Genomic DNA, 22294 nt, shown 5'->3' on the forward strand with positions numbered 1-22294 from the left:
TTTGGAAACATTAGTGTGTTCTTATTGTAGAGGAATTTCCATAGAAATTCATTTAGTTATTATTTGTTTCCTGTATAATTTTGAACATTTATAACTTAATAATTATACAAAATATTCTGAGGATTTTATGGTAGCAGCAATTCAACAACGCGCAGAACTTCAACGCCGCATTTGGCAAATCGCTAATGATGTACGCGGTTCCGTCGATGGTTGGGATTTTAAACAGTATGTTTTGGGTACACTGTTCTATCGTTTTATCAGCGAAAACTTTGCTAACTATATTGAAGGTGGCGATGATAGCGTTGATTATTCTGCTTTTAATGACGATGATCCTATTATTGCGGCAATCAAAGAAGACACCATCAAAGCAAAAGGCTATTTTATTTACCCAAGCCAATTATTTAAAAATGTCGTCGCAACAGCCAACACTAATCCGAATTTAAATACAGACCTAAAAAGCATTTTTACAGATATCGAAAACTCCGCTACTGGCTACCCTTCCGAACAGGATATCAAAGGCTTGTTTGCTGATTTTGATACCACCAGCAACCGCTTAGGCAATACCGTTGCCGATAAAAACAGCCGTCTAGCCGCCGTATTAAAAGGCGTTGCCGAGTTAGATTTTGGTGACTTTGAAGATAATCATATTGATTTATTCGGCGATGCTTACGAATTTTTAATTTCCAACTATGCCGCCAATGCCGGTAAGTCGGGGGGCGAGTTCTTTACGCCACAATGCGTTTCCAAGCTGATTGCTCGACTGGCTTTATATGGACAAGATAAGGTCAATAAAATTTACGACCCAGCGGCTGGTTCGGGTTCTTTATTATTGCAAGCGAAAAAACCATTTGATGAACACATCATTGAAGAGGGATTCTTCGGGCAGGAAATTAATCACACCACTTACAACCTTGCTCGTATGAATATGTTTTTGCATAACATCAACTACGACAAGTTTGATATCGCCCTTGGCAACACTTTAATGAACCCGCAATTTGGTGATGATAAACCCTTCGATGCTATCGTTTCTAACCCGCCTTACTCCGTGAAATGGATTGGCTCAGACGATCCAACACTAATTAACGATGAACGCTTTGCCCCAGCCGGTGTACTTGCGCCAAAATCCAAAGCGGACTTTGCCTTTATTTTGCATGCGTTAAGTTATCTTTCAGCAAAAGGGCGCGCGGCGATTGTGTCCTTCCCCGGCATTTTTTATCGCGGCGGTGCGGAGCAAAAAATTCGTCAATATTTGGTGGATAATAACTATGTAGAAACGCTAATTGCCTTAGCGCCCAATCTCTTTTTCGGCACCAGTATTGCGGTGAATATTTTGGTACTTTCCAAACATAAACCCGATACCCAAACCCAATTTATTGATGCTAGCGGTTTATTTAAATCCGCCACCAATAACAACATTTTGGAAGAGGAACATATTGAGCAAATTCTCAAATTGTTTGCCGATAAAGAAGATGTGCCACATTTAGCCAAATCCGTGTCCTTTGAAGAAATCGTTAAAAATGACTACAACCTTGCGGTGAGTTCTTATGTAGAACAAAAAGACACTCGAGAAGTAATTAATATTGATGAACTCAACGCGGAAATTCGTAAAACAGTTGCCAATATCGACCGCTTGCGTGCCGAGATTGATAAGATTGTGACGGAGATTGAGGGGTAAAACACCATGAAAAACAACCGCACTTTTTTAGAAAAATTATTAGATGGGGCTGAGGTTGAGTGGAAAACGCTAGACGAAATATTCCATTTAAGAAATGGCTATACCCCATCAAAAGGAGTAAAAGAATATTGGGAAAATGGCTCAATCCCTTGGTTTAGAATGGAAGATATTCGAGAAAATGGACGCGTTTTAAATACAGCATTACAAAAGGTTTCAGAAAGTGCGGTTAAAGGCGGAAAACTTTTTCCCGCAAATTCAATTATTATTGCAACCTCAGCAACTATTGGGGAGCACGCCTTAATCACCATACCATTTCTAGCAAATCAAAGATTTACGGTTTTATCTTTAAAACCTGAATATATTGATAAATTTAATATTTATTTTCTATACCATTATTGTTTTACGCTTGATGATTGGTGTCAGAAAAATACCACTATGTCTAGTTTTGCCTCCGTTGATATGAATGGATTTAGGAAATTTCTAATCCCCATCCCCCCACTCCCCGTCCAAACCGAAATCGTAAAAATTTTGGATGCATTGACAGCGCTTACCAGCGAGCTTACCAGCGAGCTTACACTACGCCGGAAGCAGTATGAATACTATCGGGAAAAATTGTTATCTTTCGATAGTTTAGAACAATTAAATATGGGGGGGGCGAAGAAGAAACTTATTGATGTTGCAATTTATGCAAAAGTACGCATCTTGGCTGATAAGTTGGATAAAGAAAATTACGTAGGTGTAGAAAATTTACTTCAAAATAAACTGGGTAAAACAAGCTCCAATTATGTACCAACTGATGGTGCATTTATTGAGTATCTTCCCAATGATATTTTGATTGGGAATATTCGTCCCTATTTAAGAAAAATTTGGCTATCGGATCGAAAAGGAGGAACAAATGGAGATGTGTTAGTTATACGCTTAACAGACGAAAACATTCTTCCTCGTTATCTTTATCATATATTGGCAAATGAACATTTCTTTGAATACAACATTAAATATTCAAAAGGTGCAAAAATGCCTCGAGGGGATAAATCTGCAATTTTACAATATGAGTTTGACGTACCTCCACTCGAACAACAACAACGTATCGTTTCAATCCTCGATAAATTTGAAACCTTAACCAATTCCATCACCGATGGCTTGCCTTTGGCGATTGAACAAAGCCAAAAGCGGTATGAATATTACAGAGAATTGTTATTAAATTTTGAATAAAAACAACTATGCCAAAAACATTAAAAGAATGGAAAAATTTTGATGAGCAGCTTTCCCGTTTAAAAGAAAGAGGACTTATCATTGATAACGAAACCAAGACCTTAGGTTATTTAAAAACCATTGGATATTATCGCTTAAGTGGCTATCTCTACCCTTTTCGTCAAAGTGATACAGGCAATTCCAAGATAAAATTAGATAATTTTATTGATAACACTCATTTTTCGGATATTAAACAACTTTATCTTTTTGACAAGAAATTACGACAACTTGCGCTTGATGCTCTAGAAAGAATAGAAGTCGCGATGCGTGTGAGTATTGCTTACCGATTAGGTGAATATCATCCTTTAGCACATAAAAAAATTGAATATTTTGACGCTGAATTTAACCATTCCGACTGGCTAGATAAGCTTGAAAAGCTAATTGGCCGAGAAAGAAAGACCAGTTTTGTGAAACATCATTTAGAGCAATATTCAGACTTACCTATTTGGGTATGCTGTGAAATTTGGGATTTTGGCACAATGTCAAAACTTTACAGCGGCATGAATGAAAAAGATAAAGACTATATTGCAAAAATCTATCGCTTAAAAAGTGGAAGACATTTACAAACATATCTTCATGCATTCAACGTTATTCGTAACATTTCTGCTCACCATGGAAGACTGTGGAATCGCGCAATTCCAATTAATGCAACCTTAAAAGGATTAGATGATCCAAAATGGAAAGCGTTGTCTTCTAACCAAGTATTTGTTTATTTTTGCTTGATGAAAAAAATGCTAGATATTATTTGCCCTAATTCAACTTGGGGGGAACGTTTCTTGGCTGTACTTGATGAATTTCCAAAAGTAAAAAATGGGGCAATTTCACTAGAAGATATTGGTGTAAACATTGAGCCAAAAGAATGGAAACTGTGGAAAAAAATGGCCCCTAGCCTTGTGAGTCCAACCACTTGAGTTGGCAAAGCTAGGGGAACTGTTGGTGCGCATAGTATAAAAATACGGATCCGAGGTCAAGTCCTTTAGTTAAAACTAAAGTTTTCTTGATTAATATTTAAACTATAAAATACTACCTGAAAACATATCCAATGAAAATAAGATTATTATTCAATGACTTATAATAACTCAAGTTATTCAGTAATACTGAATAACTGAAAAATATACTAAGGAACCACTATGATCCAATACAAAACCATCGCCGAATCCAACCACTTTATCGTTTTAGATCAATACAAAAAGTTTGTTGAAGAACCCAATGCAGGCTACCAAACAGAAGGAAGTCTTGAACGTGAATTTATCCGTGATTTACAGGCACAGGGCTATGAGTATTTGCAAGGTCTCAATGGTCATGATGCGTTAATTAAAAATTTACGGGCACAATTACAACGCTTAAATAATGTAGTTTTCTCCGATGCGGAATGGCAACGTTTTTTAGAGGAATATTTGGATAAACTGAGCGATAGTCTGATTGAGAAAACCCGTAAAATTCATGATGACTATATTTATGATTTTGTATTTGATGATGGACACATTCAGAATATTTATCTGCTAGATAAGAAAAATCTTGCCAACAATGCCCTGCAAGTCATCAATCAATTTGAGCAAACCGGCAGCTATGACAATCGTTATGATGTGACGATTTTGGTGAATGGCTTACCCCTTGTGCATATTGAACTGAAAAAACGTGGCGTGGCAATTCGTGAAGCCTTTAATCAAATTCATCGCTACAGCAAAGAAAGTTTCAATAAAGAAAATTCTCTCTTTAAATATATTCAGATTTTTGTCATTTCTAATGGCACGGATACTCGCTATTTTGCCAATACCACCAAGCGCGATAAGAATAGCTATGACTTCACAATGAATTGGGCAACGGCGAAAACTACTCTGATTAAAGATTTAAAGGATTTTACAGCGACATTCCTACAAAAACACACTCTGCTTAATGTGTTGGTGAATTACTGCGTGTTTGATGTTTCCGATACCCTATTGATTATGCGCCCCTATCAAATTGCCGCTACCGAGCGTATTTTATGGAAAATTAAAAGTTCATATCAGGCGAAAAATTGGAGCAATAAAGAAAGTGGTGGCTACATTTGGCACACTACAGGCTCAGGCAAAACGCTCACCAGCTTTAAAGCCGCACGACTTGCAACAGAATTAGACTTTATTGAAAAAGTATTCTTCGTGGTTGATAGAAAGGATTTGGACTATCAAACCATGAAAGAATACCAACGTTTTTCACCGGATAGCGTGAATGGTTCGGAAAGTACGGCAGGGCTAAAACGCAATATCGAAAAAGACGATAATAAGATCATTGTTACCACCATTCAAAAACTCAACAACCTGATGAAATCGGAAGATAAATTACCGATTTACGATAAACAGGTTGTTTTTATCTTTGACGAATGTCATCGTTCTCAATTTGGTGAAGCGCAAAAAAATCTAACGAGAAAATTTAAAAAATACTATCAATTTGGTTTTACCGGTACGCCTATTTTCCCAACTAACGCATTAGGTGCTGAAACTACAGCGAGTGTTTTTGGCATTGAACTCCATTCTTACATTATCACCGATGCGATTCGTGACGAAAAAGTGCTGAAATTTAAAGTGGATTACAATGATGTACGACCACAATTTAAGAGCATTGAAACTGAAAAGAATCTTGAAGAGCTAACAAAACTCGAGAAAAAACAAGCCTTTTTACAACCTAAACGTATTGAGCAAATTGCCCAATATGTTCTAGATAATTTCAAACAAAAGACACATCGCTTTAATGCGGGTAACAATGGCTTTAATGCCATGTTTGCGGTAAGTAGCGTGGATGCGGCTAAAGCTTATTATCAAACTTTTAAACAGTTACAAAGTGCGGTCAAAAATCCACTTAAAATTGCAACAATCTTTTCGTTTGCCGCGAATGAAGAGCAAGATGCGATTGGGGATATTGTCGATGAAAGTTTTGAAGTGGAGGCGATGAACTCCTCGGCTAAGGAATTTTTAAAATCGGCCATTGATGATTACAACGGCTATTTTGCCACTAATTATGATGTGGATGCGAAATCGTTCCAAAACTACTATCGTGACCTCGCCAAACGCGTCAAAAACAAAGAAGTGGATTTACTGATTGTCGTTGGAATGTTTTTAACCGGTTTTGATGCCCCAACCTTAAACACGTTATTTGTGGATAAAAATCTTCGTTACCATGGTTTGATTCAAGCTTATTCTCGTACAAACCGTATTTACAACAGCACCAAAAGTTTTGGCAATATCGTCACTTTCCGCGATTTGGAACAAGATACCATTGATGCGATTACCCTTTTCGGTAAATCCAATACACGCAATATCGTATTAGAAAAAAGTTACCAAGAATATATGGAAGGCTTTACCGATGCAGGTGTCGCCCGTCGTGGGTATTTAGAGGTTATTGCTGAATTGCAAGAACGCTTCCTGGATCCAGATGTAATTCAAACGGAAAAAGACAAGAAAGACTTTGTAAAATTATTTGGTGAATATTTGCGGGTTGAAAACATTCTGCAAAACTATGATGAGTTCGCTGCTTTACAAGCATTTCAATCGCTCAATACCAGCGATGCAAAAGCCGTTGAAGCCTTTAAAGAAAAATATTATTTAACGGACGAAGCTTTTGCTGAAATGCAACCTATTGATATGCCAAGTGAACGCAGTATTCAGAATTACCGTTCAACTTACAACGATATTCGGGATTGGCTCCGTCGTCAAAAAGATGGCGAGGAAAAAGCCAAATCGACTATTGATTGGGACGATGTGGTGTTTGAGGTAGATTTATTAAAATCTCAAGAAATCAATCTAGATTACATCTTAGAATTGATTTTTGAACACAACAAGAAAATGAAAAATAAAGCTGAGCTGATTGATGAAATTCGAACCACAATCCGAGCTAGCCTAGGTAATCGAGCCAAAGAAAGTTTGATCGTAGATTTTATCAATCAAACTGACTTAGATAGCATTGTCGATAAAGCCGGTATTATTGAATCCTTCTTCCAATTTGCTCAAAAAGAGCAACAGAAGGAAGCTGACGAATTAATTAGCAGTGAAGGGCTGAATATTGATGCTGCGAAGCGTTATATTAACGTATCCCTAAAACGCGGATATGCTAGTGAACAAGGTACAGATTTAAATGATGCTCTACCGAAAATGAGTCCGCTTAATCCGCAATATCTCACAAAAAAACAAAGCATTTTCCAAAAGATTGTTGCCTTTGTTGAGAAATTTGTTGGGATTGGTGGCGAGGTTTAAAAACTTAAACCGACTATATAGAATTAAAAAGGTGCAATCTATTGATTACACCTTTTTATTTTGTCAGTTTTATCAGGAATTAGAACGTTAAAACTTTATCCGCCCATAATGTCCACTCGGATACATCATCTAAGGTACCAAGGGTCACACCGTCAATTAATTTAGCGTCTAATAAACCACGTGCTTTCACGCAGCTGGTGCATAATTTAATTTCAGCACCTTGTGCCGCTAAAATATCGATAAGTTGTTGGATATTGAAGCCTTCATTTGGATTTTGTCCCGCAATACCGCATAAAATCGCATCAGAAAAGCAGAATAATTTAATATTCACATCCTTGCTGTGCTCTTCTTTCATATTGATGGCGAAACGAACAGCGTTGAAGGTTTTTTCTCCACTATATGTGGAATCATTGACGATAAAAAGAATATTTTGCATGACGCACTCCTTGTTGCAATGCTATAAAAATGAAGGCGTAATAAATTACGCCTTTATGAAATCAGCCAACCCAAACGAACTTGGCCACAAATAATAAAGACACCACCCACACAGGGGCATTAACCTCGCGTATTCTACCTGTACAAGCCTTCATGACGCAATAACTAATAAAGCCGAATGCGATACCTTCAGTAATTGAATAAGTAAATGGCATCATCGCTGCAGTGATAAAAGCAGGTGTTGCTTCAGTTAAATCATCCCAGTGTACACGAATAAGACTGGATGCCATTAAAATCCCCACATAAACTAATGCCCCTGCGGTTGCATAAGCTGGTACCACACTAGCTAGTGGCGAGAAGAAAATAGTGAGTAAGAATAAAACACCGACTGTCACCGCCGTTAAACCTGTTCTACCGCCTACAGAAACCCCAGCGCCACTTTCGATATAGGTACTGATAGCGGATGTACCAATATAAGACCCTACTACCGCACTCACGCTATCTACATAAAGAGCTTGTTTCATTTTTGGGAAACGACCTTTCTCATCACTGAAACCTGCTTTATCAGTCACGCCTAATAAGGTGCCTGATGAGTCAAATAGGTTTACTAATAAGAATGAGAAAATGATGCCGAGCAAAGCCGTATCTAAAGCACCCGCAATATCCACTTTACCGACAACCGAACCTAAACTTGGTGGCATAGAAACAATGCCGTGGAAGTTAACTTGGTCATCAATTAAAAGCGCTAAAGCAGTCACTACCGCGATAGAAATTAAAACACCAGAGAAAATATTACGTGCAGCTAAAACGACGATAATAAAGAAACCTAATACGCCAAGCAGAATTTTCGGATCATGTAAATTGCCTAATGCCACTAAGGTTGCAGGATTCGCGACAACCAACCCCATATTTTTAAAGCCAATTAAGGCAATAAAAAAGCCGATACCTGCACCAATTCCCACTCGCAGTGAAAGCGGAATCGATGCCATTAACCAATAACGGATTTGGAATAAGGTGAGAACAAATAAACCAATTGAGCCCCAGAAAATGGTACCCATGCCCACTTCCCAAGAATAACCAAGCTTGCCAACGACTACATAAGCAAAGAACGCATTGAGTCCCATGGCGGGTGCAAGGGCGATAGGTAAATTACTGAATAACCCCATCGCAATGGTACCTAGCGCGGCGATTAAACAAGTGGTCACGAAAACAACTTGCTTATCCATTCCCGCATCACCTAATACGGATGGATTCACAAACACGATATACACCATGGTAAAGAAGGTGGTGATACCAGCGATAATTTCAGTTTTGGTGGTACTACCCTTTTCTTTAATCGAAAAAAGGCGTTCAAGTAAAGATTGTTGCATTGTCTTCCCCTTAACTTAAATTAATAACCTTGGTGATAAATTGACTCAAGTAATTTCACACCTAATAAGGCAATATTGAAACGTTGCTCATCAGCTACCGTCCAAAATTCAATTCCATTTTCAACCGCACTTTGTTGGCTGATATGCAATTTTACGCTGTCTTCACCATTTTCATTTTCACCATTAATCACAGGCGTAATAAGGCTATCGTGTAATTCAATCAATTCGTTTTGTTGTGGCTGGTAATCAAATTCATAATCTGAAAGTGCGGTCACTTTTTGTGCCATTCCATAGAATACAGGCACTTGAATTTGATGGAAAATGACATTGTCTAATTGCGGGAAGATTTTTTGTAATTGCAGATTTAAATTTGACGCTTGCTGTGGAAACACATCAAAGGCAAAACGGGCTTCACCTTCTTCCAACGGCATACCATTCAGTAAACGAGCGGTTTGACCCGCAAGTTTATTTACGGTTTCCCCATCTGTATAAGAAGCGGGCAAAAGTGACGTTGCAAAAACTTGAGTTAAATTTGTTTGTTGAATGATTGGTAGTAGAGATAAAGCTAATTGACTCACTTGCGGATCGGGCAAACTCACAATGTTACGTTGTCTTAATTCAGTCAGGTTTTCTTCATTGATTGTAGGAACCACAACAGGAACATCAGACAATGCTGAGCAAATTCCTTTTAAATCAATCACGACACAGCCACTTTCTGCGGCTTGTGCTAATAAAGGCGCTTGGTCAATTTGGCCTGCGAAGAAAAGATAATTAACGCTATCCCACTCAATCTCATCAGTGGCTAATTGAGCAACCGCTTTATTGCAAAAACGTACCGCTTGCTCTTCTTCAAAAGGATAAATTTCTACGATAGAAATCTTGCCTACATCTAGCTCACTTTGTTCAAGTGCTTCGGCAATTTTTTCACATAGATCAAATTCTGCTGCAATAGCAATATTTAGGCTTGCGTCCATTTTTCTCTCCGCTGTAAAATGTTCTGAACCGATTCATTCTACAGAAAAAAGACGCATAAATACATAAGGAAATCAGATGACACCGGCAATTGATTTACTAAAGAAAAATAAAATTCCTTTTACTCTCCATACTTACGATCATGACCCTAACAATACGCATTTTGGCGATGAAGCCGCTGAAAAACTTGGGCTTGATCCGCACCAATCCTTTAAAACACTTTTAGTCGCTGAAAATGGTGATCAGAAAAAATTAGCGTGTTTTGTGCTTTCCACGGCAAATATGTTGAGTTTGAAGAAGGCGGCAAAGTCAATTGGTGTGAAAAAGGTTGAAATGGCCGATAAAGATGTGGCACAAAAAAGTACGGGGTATCTTGTCGGTGGCATTAGTCCATTAGGTCAAAAGAAACGGGTAAAAACAGTGATAAATTCGACCGCACTTGAGTTTGATACGATTTTTGTTTCAGGCGGGAAACGTGGATTAAGCGTCGAATTGGCCCCACAAGATTTGGCTAAATTACTGAATGCCGAATTTGTCGATATTATTGACGAAGAATAGAAAAAAAGCCCGAATGAATCGGGCTATTATTTTTATATGATGTTGTGTTTATTTGAATTAGAAGCTTGATGTATCTTGGAATAAGCCTACTTTTAAATCAGTTGCGGTGTAGATAACGCGACCATCGACTTCCACCTCACCGTCAGCCATTCCCATTACTAATTTGCGATTAATTACGCGTTTCATATTGATGCGATAAACCACTTTTTTCGCGGTTGGTAAGATTTGTCCGGTAAATTTCACTTCACCTACGCCTAATGCACGGCCTTTACCTTTACCCCCTACCCAGCCAAGGAAGAAACCCACTAATTGCCACATCGCATCTAAACCTAAGCAGCCTGGCATAACTGGGTCACCAATAAAGTGACAACCAAAAAACGGTAAATCTGGATGAATATCTAATTCCGCTTCAATATACCCTTTACCAAACGCACCGCCATCTTCGGTCATTTTTACAATGCGATCCATCATCAACATGGTTGGTGCTGGAAGTTGCGGGCCTTCTTTACCAAATAATTCACCACGACCAGAAGCTAATAAATCTTCATAAGTGTAGCTGCTTTTGATGTTGGGTGTACAGGTGTTTTCCATTTTTTATTTCCTTGTATATATAGTTTTGCTTGATTACAAACAATAAGTGCAGATTCTATGGGGATTTATAAGAAATGTAAACAGCGAACACTTGTTAGCTCAACTTGTCGGATCAGTCAGTAAAATTAAGATAAAAGAAAAGCGAACACAAGGTTCGCTTTAAAGAAATTAAGATTTAAAGAAATCTAACCAGTTTTTTTTCGGCGTTTCCGAACGGAAAGCAATCCGACTTTGAATTAAACGCGCAATCGGCTCTTTGCCCTTCGCATATTCTTCTTTCTCTTCCAATAAATCGCGGTCAAATAGAATTTTGGCTGTTTGATAAATATCCTCGACTTGATAGATAAAGAATTGTTCATTTTTCACGGCTTCAACCACTTCATCAGATAAGCTTAGTTGTTGAATTGTTGTCGCGGGAATAATCACCCCTTGTTTACCCGTTAAACCACGACGTTGGCAAATGGTGAAAAAGCCTTCAATTTTGTCATTCACTCCACCTACTGCGTGCACCAAACCAAATTGGTCAATGGTACCGGTAATCGCAATATTTTGTGGCAACGGCAAATCAGATAACGCACTGACTAACACGGAGAAAATAGCTAGAGACGCACTATCACCATCAATTTCACCATAAGACTGCTCAAATACTAAAGACGCAGAAAATGGTAATTGTGATGGCAACTCTAAGATACTTGCCAGGCAAGCTTCAGAAATCATCATTCCTTTACCATGAAGGTTGCCTGCCAATTCATTTTTACGTTCCACATCTACGACTTCACCATCACCAAACTGCACTAAACAGCTGATACGAGAAGGTTCACCGAAACAAACGGGGGTGCCTGGATATTCAATAACAGACAAGCCATTAATTTGCCCAACAATTTCACCGTTGGTTTCTACATAAATTTGCTCGTTAAGAATATCTGCATAAGTACGTTCACGTAAGAAACCGTGCTGTTCGTTCTTTTGTTTAAAAGCTTGCTCAAAATCAACCGCACTTAAGGTTTGTTTTTGTGACAACGTCGCAGCATTGAGTAGCATTTCTGTTGTTTTTAACGGGGAAATGTTAATTAAAAAGCGATCTTCACTCTCTCGCACCAGTAACTGATAGAGTTTATTTAATGCAGTTAAATCTAAATCGAGCTCATATTTTGAGGCTAATGCCAACACATAATTAGCCCAATTTTCTTGTGCTTTCGGTTGTGCAACAGAATAATAGCTTTCAATTTCAGCATAATCAGCCAAGCTATAAAGATCTTCTTCTAACTCACCTAAGGTCGCAATTTCAGTGCGATTACCTAAAATCACCACTTTTAAATCAAGTGGATAACTTGGAATATCACAAGGCAAGGTTTTAAATGGATGGGCTGAATACCAATCAAAAGTTTGCGTTTGTAAAATATGTTTTAAACGTTGCCATAAATCAAATTGGCTTAGCATCGTTGCTGCACTTAAAATCAAAACGCCACCATTGGCTTGATGCACTAAACCTGGTGTGAGCAAAATATCTTGCGAACTAGGATGAACACGCACACTACCAAAAAGGCTAAATTGATCAGCATGCAATGCCTTCAACACATCACCTTGTGCAGCAAAATTATCAGCGAGAGATTGGGCTGGCTCTGTATAAATACGAGGGAAAGAAAAAGAATCTCCCTGCTCAACCACATAATTTACCCCAAAAACTGACCGCTCTTTTGGCTGTTCTTGGCGAATAAGTTCTGCTAATAAATCGGCATATTCTGCTTGATCATCTGCTTTTAAAACTAACAAAGAACGACGAGGTTGTTTTAAAAATAAAGAAATCGCTTTTGTGGCGTGTTTTTGTAATGACCAAAAATCAGCCTTTTCAGCTGAAAGTTCAGTAATCGATAATTCTGGTTGTAAGGCTTGCCAATTTAAGGCTTGTTCCGAAGATGTTGAAGTCACGACATATCTCGCTTTAATTAAATTGGCGGTATTATCGCACACTTCACACTGAGTGAAAATCCGTTATAAAAATCTACTGGAAAAATTTATCTAAACAGCGTATATTTATGAGGTTACCACGTCACTAAAAAGCATAATAAAACGATGAAATACCAAAAATTAGAAAACCAAGAAGCAAACTGGAAATGGATTTATCTCATTCGCAAACATCGTGAAGGGGAAAAAATTACCCGTTATGAAGAAAAAAGCTTAGAAGAAAGCAAAGTTCAAGAATTAATAGAATGTCAGAATTATCCTGAAAAAATCGAGGAATGGATTAAAAATCACCTTTCTCTTGATTTACCTATTAAGCTTGATCAGGCTATTCGTGCAAGACGTAAACGCTTTTTTAATGCAGAAAAACAATCAACGAAGAAAAAATCTATTGATTTAGAATATGGCGTTTGGCTTCGTTTGTCTAAATATTCAAGAAAAATGAAAATGACACTTTCTGAAACCATCACTTATATGATTGATGAACGTGAAAGCAAAGCATTATATGAAAGCCAAATGACGGCAATGAAAGCCGGTTTGAAAAACTTACTCAATAAATAAGATGAAAAAAAGCCAAGGCTGAAACCTTGGCTTTTGATTATGCTAAATAGAGAAGATTTTGAAACGTTTTAGCGTTTCGCTTATTCCGCAATCGGAATTATTTTTGTGGCGTGAGATCCTTTGTCGCCGTGAATCACTTCAAATTGCACGCGTTGTCCCGCTTTCAATGAACGGTAACCATCCATTTCAATTGCTGAATAATGTGCAAAGATGTCTGTATCCACGCCTTCTGCAGAAATAAATCCAAATCCTTTTGCGTTATTAAACCATTTTACTACACCAATTTCCATAGTAGACCTCTATAGGCTTCGCCCTTAATACTTAAAAACAATAAGACTCATGCCTTATCACCTCATTGGAAATATATTCAAACATTTTATTTTTTTATGCAACAAGGAAACTTTAAAAATGATACATTGATCACAAAAATTTTTATTTATTTACTGTCAGAAGCTTCTTTCTCACCTTTTTGATGAATTTCACGCAATGCTTTTGCCACAATTTGAATGGCTTCGCCGCTACTCATTCCTTGTGCCATTAATTCCTGAATTTGCTCTACTGCTTTTTGTTGCTGTTCGTGGGTTAAATTAATATCTAACATTATTTTTTCTCGTTAAATAGACCAATTAAATAATTCCATCACTTTCATCCATTGCTCATCTAAATTAGCTTTAATTTCTATTTTTATTGAATGAATAGGATGTTCAAAAATAAGTGTATCTGCGTGTAAAAATAAACGCTGGCAGCCTGAATATTCCGTCAATGCACGATTTTGATGTAAATCACCATATTGTGTATCCCCTAAAATAGGATGAAAGATATGTTTCATGTGACGTCGTAACTGATGTTTTCTGCCTGTTTGAGGAATTAACTTAACTAAAGAGTACCTTGTTGTTTGATAACGCCCTACTGCATAAGGCATTTCCACAATATTTAAGCCCTCATAATCCGTTACCGCCTCTTGAGGGGCTTTATCTTCCTGGGCAAACTTATCTGCAATCTTATCTAATTGGATTTTAAGAGGATAATCAATCTGTCCTTTACCTTGCAAATACCCTCGAACAATCGCCAAATAAGATTTTTGCACCGTTTTCTCTTCAAATTGCTGACACATTAAATTCGCTATTTCACTATTTAAAGCAAACAGCAAAACACCTGAGGTGGGGCGATCTAATCGATGAATAGGAAAAACATGCTGCCCGATTTGATCGCGCAAGGTTTGCATCACAAATTGCGTTTCATGAGTATCAAGCCAGCTACGATGTACCAACATACCTGCAGGCTTATTAACGGCGACAAGATATTCATCTTGATATAAAATTTCTAACATTTATTGATTTTGTAATAAGGCTTCTAATTCACGTAATGGTGTTAATAATTCAACTAAAAAATCTTCTTCTGCTTCTTTAAACGCTTCCTCTAAATAAGGCGACACCGCAATTTTTGAGGGTAATTCAGCGCCACTTTCAAGTAAGGCAAACATTCTTGGAATAAAAATCCATTGCAACCATTCTTCTGGTGACATGGTATCAATAGCAAAAGGCTCTTCACTTAAAAAGGCTTCTTGTGAAGGAGGAACGGCTTGCCATAAATCAAGTTTTTGCATAGCAAGTTGTAATTGTTGAAGATGAAGTTTTGTTTGATTACGCATGATTTCCCCTATTTATAAACAAGCGGCGTATTCTACGAGCATCAATTCACACTGTAAAGTGCGGTCAGTTTTAACGATGAATAATCGAAAAGTCAGAATACCGTTTATCTTCAATATTATCGACTAAGACCCGTTCAACACTTGCGGTTCTTGGCCCGACTTTTAACCAATCATAAAAGTGTTGTAGTTGGTCATTGTTGCCTTCCGCAATGATTTCGACACTGCCGTCTGTACAATTTCTTACCGTGCCTTTAATACCAATTTTCTCTGCTTCTTTCCACGTAAAATAGCGAAACCCGACACCTTGAACTCGACCATATACGACAAATCGTTTTGCCATGATATGCTCCTTTGTTACAAAAACTTTTTAAAAATTAACCGCACTTTCCTATTCCCATTTTTTAAAATTTAGCATAGCATTACAACCATCTAATTTCATTCAAAAAATAAAAGGAGTAATTATGAAATTATGTAAGTTTGCTTTAGGTGTTGTTGCCCTTGCAGTCAGTGCGAGCAGCTTAGCCGGCATGGTCACCACCTCATCAAACCTTGAGTTCCTTGCTATCAACGGCCAAAAAGCCAGCAAATCCCTTCTAAAAGAAAAAAAATCATTCAATGCTGAAGCTGACCAAACACAACAGGTTGTGGTACGCTTAGGTGAGATCGTCGGTACCGGTTCTAGCCAAGGGCTTTTTGAGTCTAACCCTGTTATTGTGACTTTCAAAGGTACGGCTGATGATATTGTGGTATCTGCAGAAAAAATTCGTTCTCAAGAAGATGGCGAAAAATTTAATGCACAACCACAAATTACCGTTAAAACTAAATCAGGTAATGTGATTGATGCTAAAGTGGATACCTTAAAACAAGAAGGTTTATTCCCATCAGCGAATATTGTTAACGACCTTGCTGAGTATAATGCATCTAATGCACCAGCAGCGGTTTCAGCTTTAGCGGCACCTGCAGTAGGTATGATGCCTGCAGCATCAGGAAAAGCAGCGAAAGGTAAAGTTGTAGTGCAAGGTGAAAACGTTGCTGAACAACAATTACAATACTGGTTCCAACAAGCCGATAAAGAAACCCAAACTCGTTTCTTAAACTGGGCAAAAAAACAAAAATAATCGTTTTTTTAACCGCACTTTGATAAAGAAGTGAGCCTTCCCGCTCACTTTTTTATCATCCAATTTTTAGTCATTAAATAATAAGCAAGGATATCAACATGAATCAATGGCTTAATGCAAAAGTAATCGCTTCAATACCTATTTTTATTGCAGTGAATATCGCAGCGTTCGGCGTCTGGTTTTTTGATATTTCTACGCAATCTATGCCCTTGATTTTAGGGATTATTGCAGGCGGTTTAGTGGATTTAGATAATCGCCTTACCGGACGATTAAAAAATATTTTTTACACTTTAATTGCCTTTGCCATTTCAACCTTCATCGTTCAACTCAATATTGGTAAACCCATTCAATACGTATTGCTGATGACCATCATCACCTTTTTATTTACGATGGTTGGTGCCGTGGGTGAACGTTATCGCACCATTGCATTTGGTACGTTGGTGGTAGCCATTTATACCACCCTCACTTATACACCAGATAATTCTGCGAGTTGGTTTATCAATCCTGTAATGATTTTATTGGGCACCTTGCTCTACAGTATTGTGACCATCATTGTCTATCTCTTTTTTCCAAATCGTCCTGTACAAGAAAGTGTGGCAAAAGCGTTTTGTGCATTAGGTAATTATTTAGATGCCAAATCAGAATTTTTTGATCCTGATGAAATTGATGAAATCGAGAAAAAACATCTTAATTTTGCGATGAAAAACACCAATGTGGTGGAGGCCTTCAATCAAGCAAGAACTGCGCTTTTCTACCGCATTCGAGGGCAACATCGCCATGTTCGCACACAACGTATGATTCGCTATTATTTTGCAGCGCAAGACATTCATGAACGTGCAAATTCCACACATTTTGATTATCGACAAATTGCTGAACAACTCAAAAATACAGATTTAATTTTTCGCATTCAGCGCTTGCTCGAATTACAAGCGCAAGCCTGCCATGATATTACGGCTTGTCTGCGTCAAAATACGCCTTATCACTATAATATTCGCGTAGAAAAAGCATTAATAGGGACAATTCAATCCCTTGAGCTTTATAGTAAAGAACATACAAATCAAAACAATGTGTTGCTTGCCCTTCAAACACTTATTGATAACCTGCAAAGCATTAACTGGCAGTTACGTCAGCTTGAGCAAGAAACTACTGAAAATGAGCAAACTGCACAAATCCATACCGAACAAATTACGGGATTAAAAAATATTCTTTCTGTTATTGGAAGTAATTTCACTTTTGAATCACCACTTTTCCGCCATGCTGTACGTTTGTCTATCGTGGTATTTTTGTGTTGCGCAATTGTTGAATTTTTCCAATTTAATTTGGGTTACTGGATTTTACTTACTGCGGTCTTTGTGTGTCAGCCGAACTATTCAGCGACAAAAGTGCGGTTACGCCAGCGTATTATTGGTACGATTTTAGGGGTAATTATTGGCTCCTTATTACCATATCTCAACCCAACATTAGAGATGAAACTTGGCTTAATGGTGGTGACCAGTACGCTCTTTTTCTTTTTCCGTAGTAATAATTACAGTTTCTCCACGTTCTTTATTACCTTGCAAGTATTGATCAGTTTCGATGTAATGGGATTTGACACACAGTCAGCGCTCTTCCCTCGCCTCATTGATACTGTATTAGGTTCAGCCATTGCATGGTTTGCCGTTTCTTATTTATGGCCGGATTGGAAATATTTACAGCTCGATAAAGTGAGCCGTCAAGCGATTCAAAGTGATGCACAATATTTCTTACACATTATTAGCCAACTGCAATTTGGTAAAAGCGATAATTTAAAATACCGTATTGCACGCCGTAATGCTCATCAATATGCGGCAGCATTAAGCACAACGCTTTCCAATATGAACAACGAACCGAAGAAATATCAAGCTTATTTGCAAGAAGGTTTTGACTTGTTAAAAATGAATTATTCCCTATTGAGCTACATTTCTGCTTTAGGGGCATATCGCAATAAAATGGCGCAATTACAACAAACTACCGAGTTTTTGTCAGACTTTTATCCTGTTGCGAAAAAGGTTTTATATGCACTGGAAAATATCGAAAAACTTCGTCCTGAAATTTTTGAAAAGCTCCAAAATAGTATTGAACAAAGCCTTAAAAAAATTCAGTGGGATGAAACCCAAGCCAAAAACAATTCGGTCTTTGCGTTGCCATACCAGCAACTTAACTTGATTTCTCAATTGCTACCTCAGCTATATCGCTATTTCCAACATAGCCAGGTAGAACCAATGATCAAATAAAAACAAAGGAAAAACTGACCGCACTAACCCAAATTTTTTATTGTTCTCAAGGCGATAAATAGCGATAATACGCCACCTATGTAAAATAAATTTAGACGCAATGACACATTATATTCTACTTGTTATCAGTACTGCATTAATCAATAACTTCGTTTTGATCAAATTCTTAGGACTTTGTCCATTTATGGGCGTATCCAAAAAGATTGAAACGGCGATTGGTATGGGGCTTGCTACGACATTCGTATTAACTGTAGCATCACTGTGTTCTTATTTAGTCGATAATTATATTTTAATGCCGCTAAACGCCACATTTTTGCGTACGTTAGTCTTCATTTTAGTGATTGCCGTTGTGGTTCAATTTACCGAAATGGTGATCAATAAAACAAGCCCATCACTTTATCGATTATTAGGGATTTTCTTACCACTGATTACCACAAACTGCGCGGTACTCGGTGTAGCATTATTAAACGTCAATTTGACACACAATTTAACTGAATCCGTCATTTATGGTTTTGGCGCCTCTTTAGGTTTTGCGCTAGTTTTAGTTTTATTTGCCGCATTGCGTGAACGCCTTGTTGCTGCAGATGTGCCTATTACGTTTCGTGGCTCGTCTATCGCATTAATTACGGCCGGTTTGATGTCTCTTGCCTTTATGGGCTTCACTGGATTAGTGAAATGATTTATCTCTTAATGTTTATTACTGTAACAGTGATTTTTCTCGGATTATTTTGGAATAACACTAAAAAATAATGTTTATCTTAATTTCAGTAACCATTCTCGCTTTAATTTTTGGTGCGATTTTAGGTTTTGCTTCGATTAAATTAAAAGTTGAAGCAGATCCTGTCGTCGAAAAAATTGATGCCATCTTACCGCAAAGCCAGTGTGGGCAATGCGGCTATCCTGGCTGTAAGCCTTATGCTGAAGCAATTGCTAATGGTGACGTTATCACAAAATGCGTGCCTGGCGGTCGTCCTACGGTAGTAAAAATTGCCGAAATCATGGGTGTTGATGTACCTGCAATGGATGATGTCGCTGAACCAGAAGAAATGGTTGCCTTTATTAATGAAAATATGTGTATCGGCTGTACTAAATGTATTCAAGCCTGCCCTGTTGATGCCATTATCGGTACAAACAAAGCCATGCATACAATTATTCCCGATCTCTGTACGGGATGTGAACTTTGTGTGGCACCTTGTCCGACAGATTGTATTTCCATGATTAAAGTGAAAAAAGATATTGATAATTGGAACTGGAAATTTGATCCTAAATTAGTCATTCCAGTCGTAAATACCACAGAAATTGAGAAAAAATTAGTGGTTGGGGAGTCGGAGTCACATGGCTGATGTATTAACAAGATTTAACTCCGGCAAAATTTGGGATTTTAAAGGTGGTATTCATCCACCTGAAATGAAATCTCAATCAAACCAATCCCCTATTCAGCAATCAGAACTTGCTCATGATTTTTATGTGCCGATTAAACAACATGCCGGCACTGCAGGAAATGTATTAGTTAAAGAAGGCGATTATGTCCTAAAAGGCCAACCTTTGACACAATGTAATGGCTTAAGAATCTTGCCTGTTCATGCACCAACTTCTGGTACGGTAAAATTTATCGGAAAACACGTCGCACCGCATCCTTCTGGTTTAACCGAGGACATGATTCATATTCAAGCGGATGGCTTGGATAAATGGCGTGAGCAATTTCCACTTGAAGAATTCTTCACATTATCTGTCGAACAACTTATTGATCGTATTTATCAAGCTGGCGTTGCCGGCTTAGGTGGTGCGGTATTCCCAACTGCCGCCAAAATCCAATCAGCTGAAAAGAGAGTTAAACTCTTAATTATTAACGGCGCAGAATGTGAACCCTATATTACCTGTGATGACCGCTTAATGCGTGATTACACGGATGAAATGATCGAAGGGATTCGCATCTTACGTTATATCTTACGCCCTGAAAAAGTGGTGATTGCAGTTGAAGACAATAAACCTGAAGCGATTCAAGCTATTCAACAATCACTACATGGTGCAAATGACATTGAATTGCGCGTTATTCCGACTAAATATCCATCCGGTGCAGCCAAACAGCTGATTTATTTGCTTACCGGCATGGAAGTACCAAGTGGCGGACGTTCTTACGATATTGGCGTATTAATGCACAATGTCGGTACGGCTTTTGCAATAAAAAGAGCGGTTATTAATGATGAGCCTTTAATTGAGCGTGTCGTTACGCTTACGGGTGATAAAATTTCAGAGAAAGGCAACTACTGGGTTCGCTTAGGTACACCAGTTGACCACTTATTAGCGCAAGTTGGTTACCAATATGACGAACGTTTCCCTGTTTTCGCAGGTGGACCGATGATGGGATTGCAACTTTCAGATCTCAATGCGCCCGTCACTAAATTAATTAACTGTTTATTAGCACCTGATCATTTTGAATATGGTGAACCTGAACCGGAGCAATCTTGCATCCGCTGTTCTGCTTGTTCTGATGCTTGCCCTGTCAATTTAATGCCACAGCAACTTTATTGGTATGCTCGCAGTGAGGATCACCAAAAATCAGAAGAATATTGCTTAAAAGATTGTATTGAATGTGGCGTGTGTGCTTATGTTTGCCCAAGCCATATTCCGCTTATTCAATATTTCCGACAAGAAAAAGCCAAAATTTGGGAAATTAAAGAAAAAGCGAAAAAAGCTGAAGAAGCCAAAATCCGTTTTGAAGCCAAACAAGCTCGTATGGAGCGTGAAGAACAAGAGCGTAAAGCGCGTTCACAACGTGCTGCAGAAGCTCGCCGTGAAGAACTTGCAAAACAAAAAGGTGAAGACCCCGTTAAAGCAGCGTTAGAACGACTGAAAGCAAAACAAGCGGGTTCAGCCGCAAATAAAGAAACAAAAACTATCGTATCTGAGAAAGGCGAAATCTTACCGGATAACCATGAGCTCATGGAGCAGCGTAAAGCCCGTCGCCTAGCTAAACAACAAGCACAAGCAGATACTGGCGCTATGACGGATGCAACAACGTCACAAACTGACGAAAAAGATGCGAAAAAAGCGGCTGTTGCAGCTGCGCTAGCAAGAGCGAAAGCGAAAAAAGCCGCCGCTAATAGTGAAACTGTTACAACGCATGTAACTGAAAGTGCGGTCGAAAAAACAGATGAAAATCCAACCGCACTTGATCCGAAAAAAGCCGCAGTAGCTGCAGCCATTGCAAGAGCAAAAGCGAAGAAAGCTGCCGCTCAAGGTGAAACAGTTGCGACAAATGCAACAGAAAGTACGGTTGAAAAAACAGATGAAAATCCAACCGCACTTGATCCGAAAAAAGCCGCGGTAGCCGCTGCTATTGCAAGAGCTAAAGCCAAGAAAGCCGCCGCTCAAGGTGAAACAGTTACAACAAATGCAACTGAAAGTGCAGTCGAAAAAACAGATGAAAACCCAACCGCACTTGATCCGAAAAAAGCTGCTGTAGCGGCAGCCATTGCAAGGGCTAAAGCGAAGAAGGCTACTGCTCAAGGTGAAACTGCTACGACAAATGCAACAGAAAGTGCGGTCGAAAAAACAGATGAAAATCCAACCGCACTTGATCCGAAAAAAGCCGCTATCGCAGCAGCCATAGCAAGAGCTAAAGCGAAAAAAGCCGCCGCTGAAGCTGCCAAAGAAACAGAATAACGCAGG

Annotated in this window: 21 protein-coding genes; 11 read left to right on the forward strand and 10 right to left on the reverse strand. The window is 38.4% G+C overall.

Going from position 1 to position 22294, the window contains the following annotated elements; translation table 11 throughout:
* The first annotated feature begins 127 nt into the window (after positions 1-127).
* From ADA56_RS00885 to ADA56_RS00900, 4 genes are all read left to right on the forward strand, one after another.
* Positions 128-1675 carry a type I restriction-modification system subunit M gene (locus tag ADA56_RS00885; protein ID WP_049368774.1) on the forward strand — a complete coding sequence of 516 codons (1548 nt, stop codon included), beginning with the start codon at positions 128-130 and terminating at the stop codon, positions 1673-1675.
* Between the two features lie 6 nt (positions 1676-1681).
* Positions 1682-2887 (forward strand): restriction endonuclease subunit S, encoded by a 1206-nt coding sequence (locus tag ADA56_RS00890; protein ID WP_049368775.1) that lies wholly within the window; start codon positions 1682-1684, stop codon positions 2885-2887.
* A gap of 8 nt (positions 2888-2895) precedes the next feature.
* Entirely contained in the window at positions 2896-3837 is a 942-nt protein-coding gene (locus ADA56_RS00895; RefSeq protein WP_049368776.1) for an Abi family protein, read from the forward strand.
* A gap of 219 nt (positions 3838-4056) precedes the next feature.
* A complete protein-coding gene (locus ADA56_RS00900) occupies positions 4057-7152 on the forward strand; it encodes a type I restriction endonuclease subunit R (RefSeq protein ID WP_049368777.1) in 3096 nt (1031 codons plus the stop codon).
* Positions 7153-7231: 79 nt separating this feature from the next.
* On the opposite strand, the gene ADA56_RS00905 is transcribed toward ADA56_RS00900, so the two are convergent.
* From ADA56_RS00905 to ADA56_RS00915, 3 genes are all read right to left on the reverse strand, one after another.
* Complete coding sequence (locus tag ADA56_RS00905; RefSeq protein WP_005696059.1) at positions 7232-7588, reverse strand: DsrE/DsrF/TusD sulfur relay family protein; 357 nt, start codon at positions 7586-7588, stop codon at positions 7232-7234.
* A gap of 61 nt (positions 7589-7649) precedes the next feature.
* Positions 7650-8957 (reverse strand): NCS2 family permease, encoded by a 1308-nt coding sequence (locus ADA56_RS00910; RefSeq protein WP_049368778.1) that lies wholly within the window; start codon positions 8955-8957, stop codon positions 7650-7652.
* 20 nt (positions 8958-8977) lie between these two features.
* Entirely contained in the window at positions 8978-9931 is a 954-nt protein-coding gene (locus ADA56_RS00915; RefSeq protein WP_049368779.1) for an oxidoreductase, read from the reverse strand.
* 76 nt (positions 9932-10007) lie between these two features.
* On the opposite strand from ADA56_RS00915, the gene ybaK reads away from it, so the two are divergent.
* Entirely contained in the window at positions 10008-10487 is a 480-nt protein-coding gene (gene ybaK / locus ADA56_RS00920) for a Cys-tRNA(Pro) deacylase (RefSeq protein WP_049368780.1), read from the forward strand.
* 57 nt (positions 10488-10544) lie between these two features.
* On the opposite strand, the gene fabA is transcribed toward ybaK, so the two are convergent.
* Positions 10545-11078, reverse strand: coding sequence for a bifunctional 3-hydroxydecanoyl-ACP dehydratase/trans-2-decenoyl-ACP isomerase (gene fabA / locus ADA56_RS00925; RefSeq protein WP_005698958.1), 534 nt, complete (start codon positions 11076-11078; stop codon positions 10545-10547).
* Between the two features lie 168 nt (positions 11079-11246).
* Positions 11247-13049: an AAA family ATPase gene (locus tag ADA56_RS00930; protein WP_049368781.1), complete on the reverse strand. Its 1803-nt coding sequence runs from the start codon at positions 13047-13049 to the stop codon at positions 11247-11249.
* A gap of 102 nt (positions 13050-13151) precedes the next feature.
* On the opposite strand from ADA56_RS00930, the gene matP reads away from it, so the two are divergent.
* Positions 13152-13601: a macrodomain Ter protein MatP gene (gene matP, locus ADA56_RS00935; RefSeq protein ID WP_005696051.1), complete on the forward strand. Its 450-nt coding sequence runs from the start codon at positions 13152-13154 to the stop codon at positions 13599-13601.
* 80 nt (positions 13602-13681) lie between these two features.
* On the opposite strand, the gene cspD is transcribed toward matP, so the two are convergent.
* The 5 genes from cspD to ADA56_RS00955 all read right to left on the reverse strand — a co-directional run bounded on the left by cspD (position 13682) and on the right by ADA56_RS00955 (position 15592).
* The gene (cspD, locus tag ADA56_RS00940; protein WP_005696050.1) at positions 13682-13891 is read right to left on the reverse strand and encodes a cold shock domain-containing protein CspD; all 210 of its coding nucleotides are present in this window, start codon (positions 13889-13891) and stop codon (positions 13682-13684) included.
* Positions 13892-14037: 146 nt separating this feature from the next.
* The gene (locus ADA56_RS09840; RefSeq protein WP_005696048.1) at positions 14038-14202 is read right to left on the reverse strand and encodes a YoaH family protein; all 165 of its coding nucleotides are present in this window, start codon (positions 14200-14202) and stop codon (positions 14038-14040) included.
* Positions 14203-14214: 12 nt separating this feature from the next.
* Positions 14215-14931: a tRNA pseudouridine(65) synthase TruC gene (gene truC, locus ADA56_RS00945; protein WP_049368782.1), complete on the reverse strand. Its 717-nt coding sequence runs from the start codon at positions 14929-14931 to the stop codon at positions 14215-14217.
* Positions 14932-15252 (reverse strand): YqcC family protein, encoded by a 321-nt coding sequence (locus ADA56_RS09895; protein WP_049368783.1) that lies wholly within the window; start codon positions 15250-15252, stop codon positions 14932-14934. It abuts the gene before it with no gap.
* Positions 15253-15322: 70 nt separating this feature from the next.
* Positions 15323-15592, reverse strand: coding sequence for an acylphosphatase (locus tag ADA56_RS00955; RefSeq protein WP_080972313.1), 270 nt, complete (start codon positions 15590-15592; stop codon positions 15323-15325).
* 121 nt (positions 15593-15713) lie between these two features.
* On the opposite strand from ADA56_RS00955, the gene ADA56_RS00960 reads away from it, so the two are divergent.
* From ADA56_RS00960 to rsxC, 5 genes are all read left to right on the forward strand, one after another.
* Positions 15714-16370: a curli polymerization inhibitor CsgI-related protein gene (locus tag ADA56_RS00960; protein WP_049368785.1), complete on the forward strand. Its 657-nt coding sequence runs from the start codon at positions 15714-15716 to the stop codon at positions 16368-16370.
* A gap of 98 nt (positions 16371-16468) precedes the next feature.
* The gene (yccS, locus tag ADA56_RS00965; RefSeq protein ID WP_049368786.1) at positions 16469-18622 is read left to right on the forward strand and encodes a YccS family putative transporter; all 2154 of its coding nucleotides are present in this window, start codon (positions 16469-16471) and stop codon (positions 18620-18622) included.
* A 100-nt stretch (positions 18623-18722) separates the two neighbouring features.
* The gene (gene rsxA, locus ADA56_RS00970) at positions 18723-19301 is read left to right on the forward strand and encodes an electron transport complex subunit RsxA (RefSeq protein WP_049368787.1); all 579 of its coding nucleotides are present in this window, start codon (positions 18723-18725) and stop codon (positions 19299-19301) included.
* A 70-nt stretch (positions 19302-19371) separates the two neighbouring features.
* Entirely contained in the window at positions 19372-19965 is a 594-nt protein-coding gene (gene rsxB / locus ADA56_RS00975) for an electron transport complex subunit RsxB (protein WP_049368788.1), read from the forward strand.
* Positions 19958-22288, forward strand: coding sequence for an electron transport complex subunit RsxC (rsxC, locus tag ADA56_RS00980; protein ID WP_049368789.1), 2331 nt, complete (start codon positions 19958-19960; stop codon positions 22286-22288). Before rsxB ends, rsxC begins: the two co-directional genes overlap by 8 nt.
* Positions 22289-22294: the final 6 nt, after the last annotated feature.

Source organism: Parahaemophilus parainfluenzae, from assembly GCF_001055095.1.
In the GTDB taxonomy this organism is placed as follows: domain Bacteria; phylum Pseudomonadota; class Gammaproteobacteria; order Enterobacterales; family Pasteurellaceae; genus Haemophilus_D; species Haemophilus_D parainfluenzae_Z.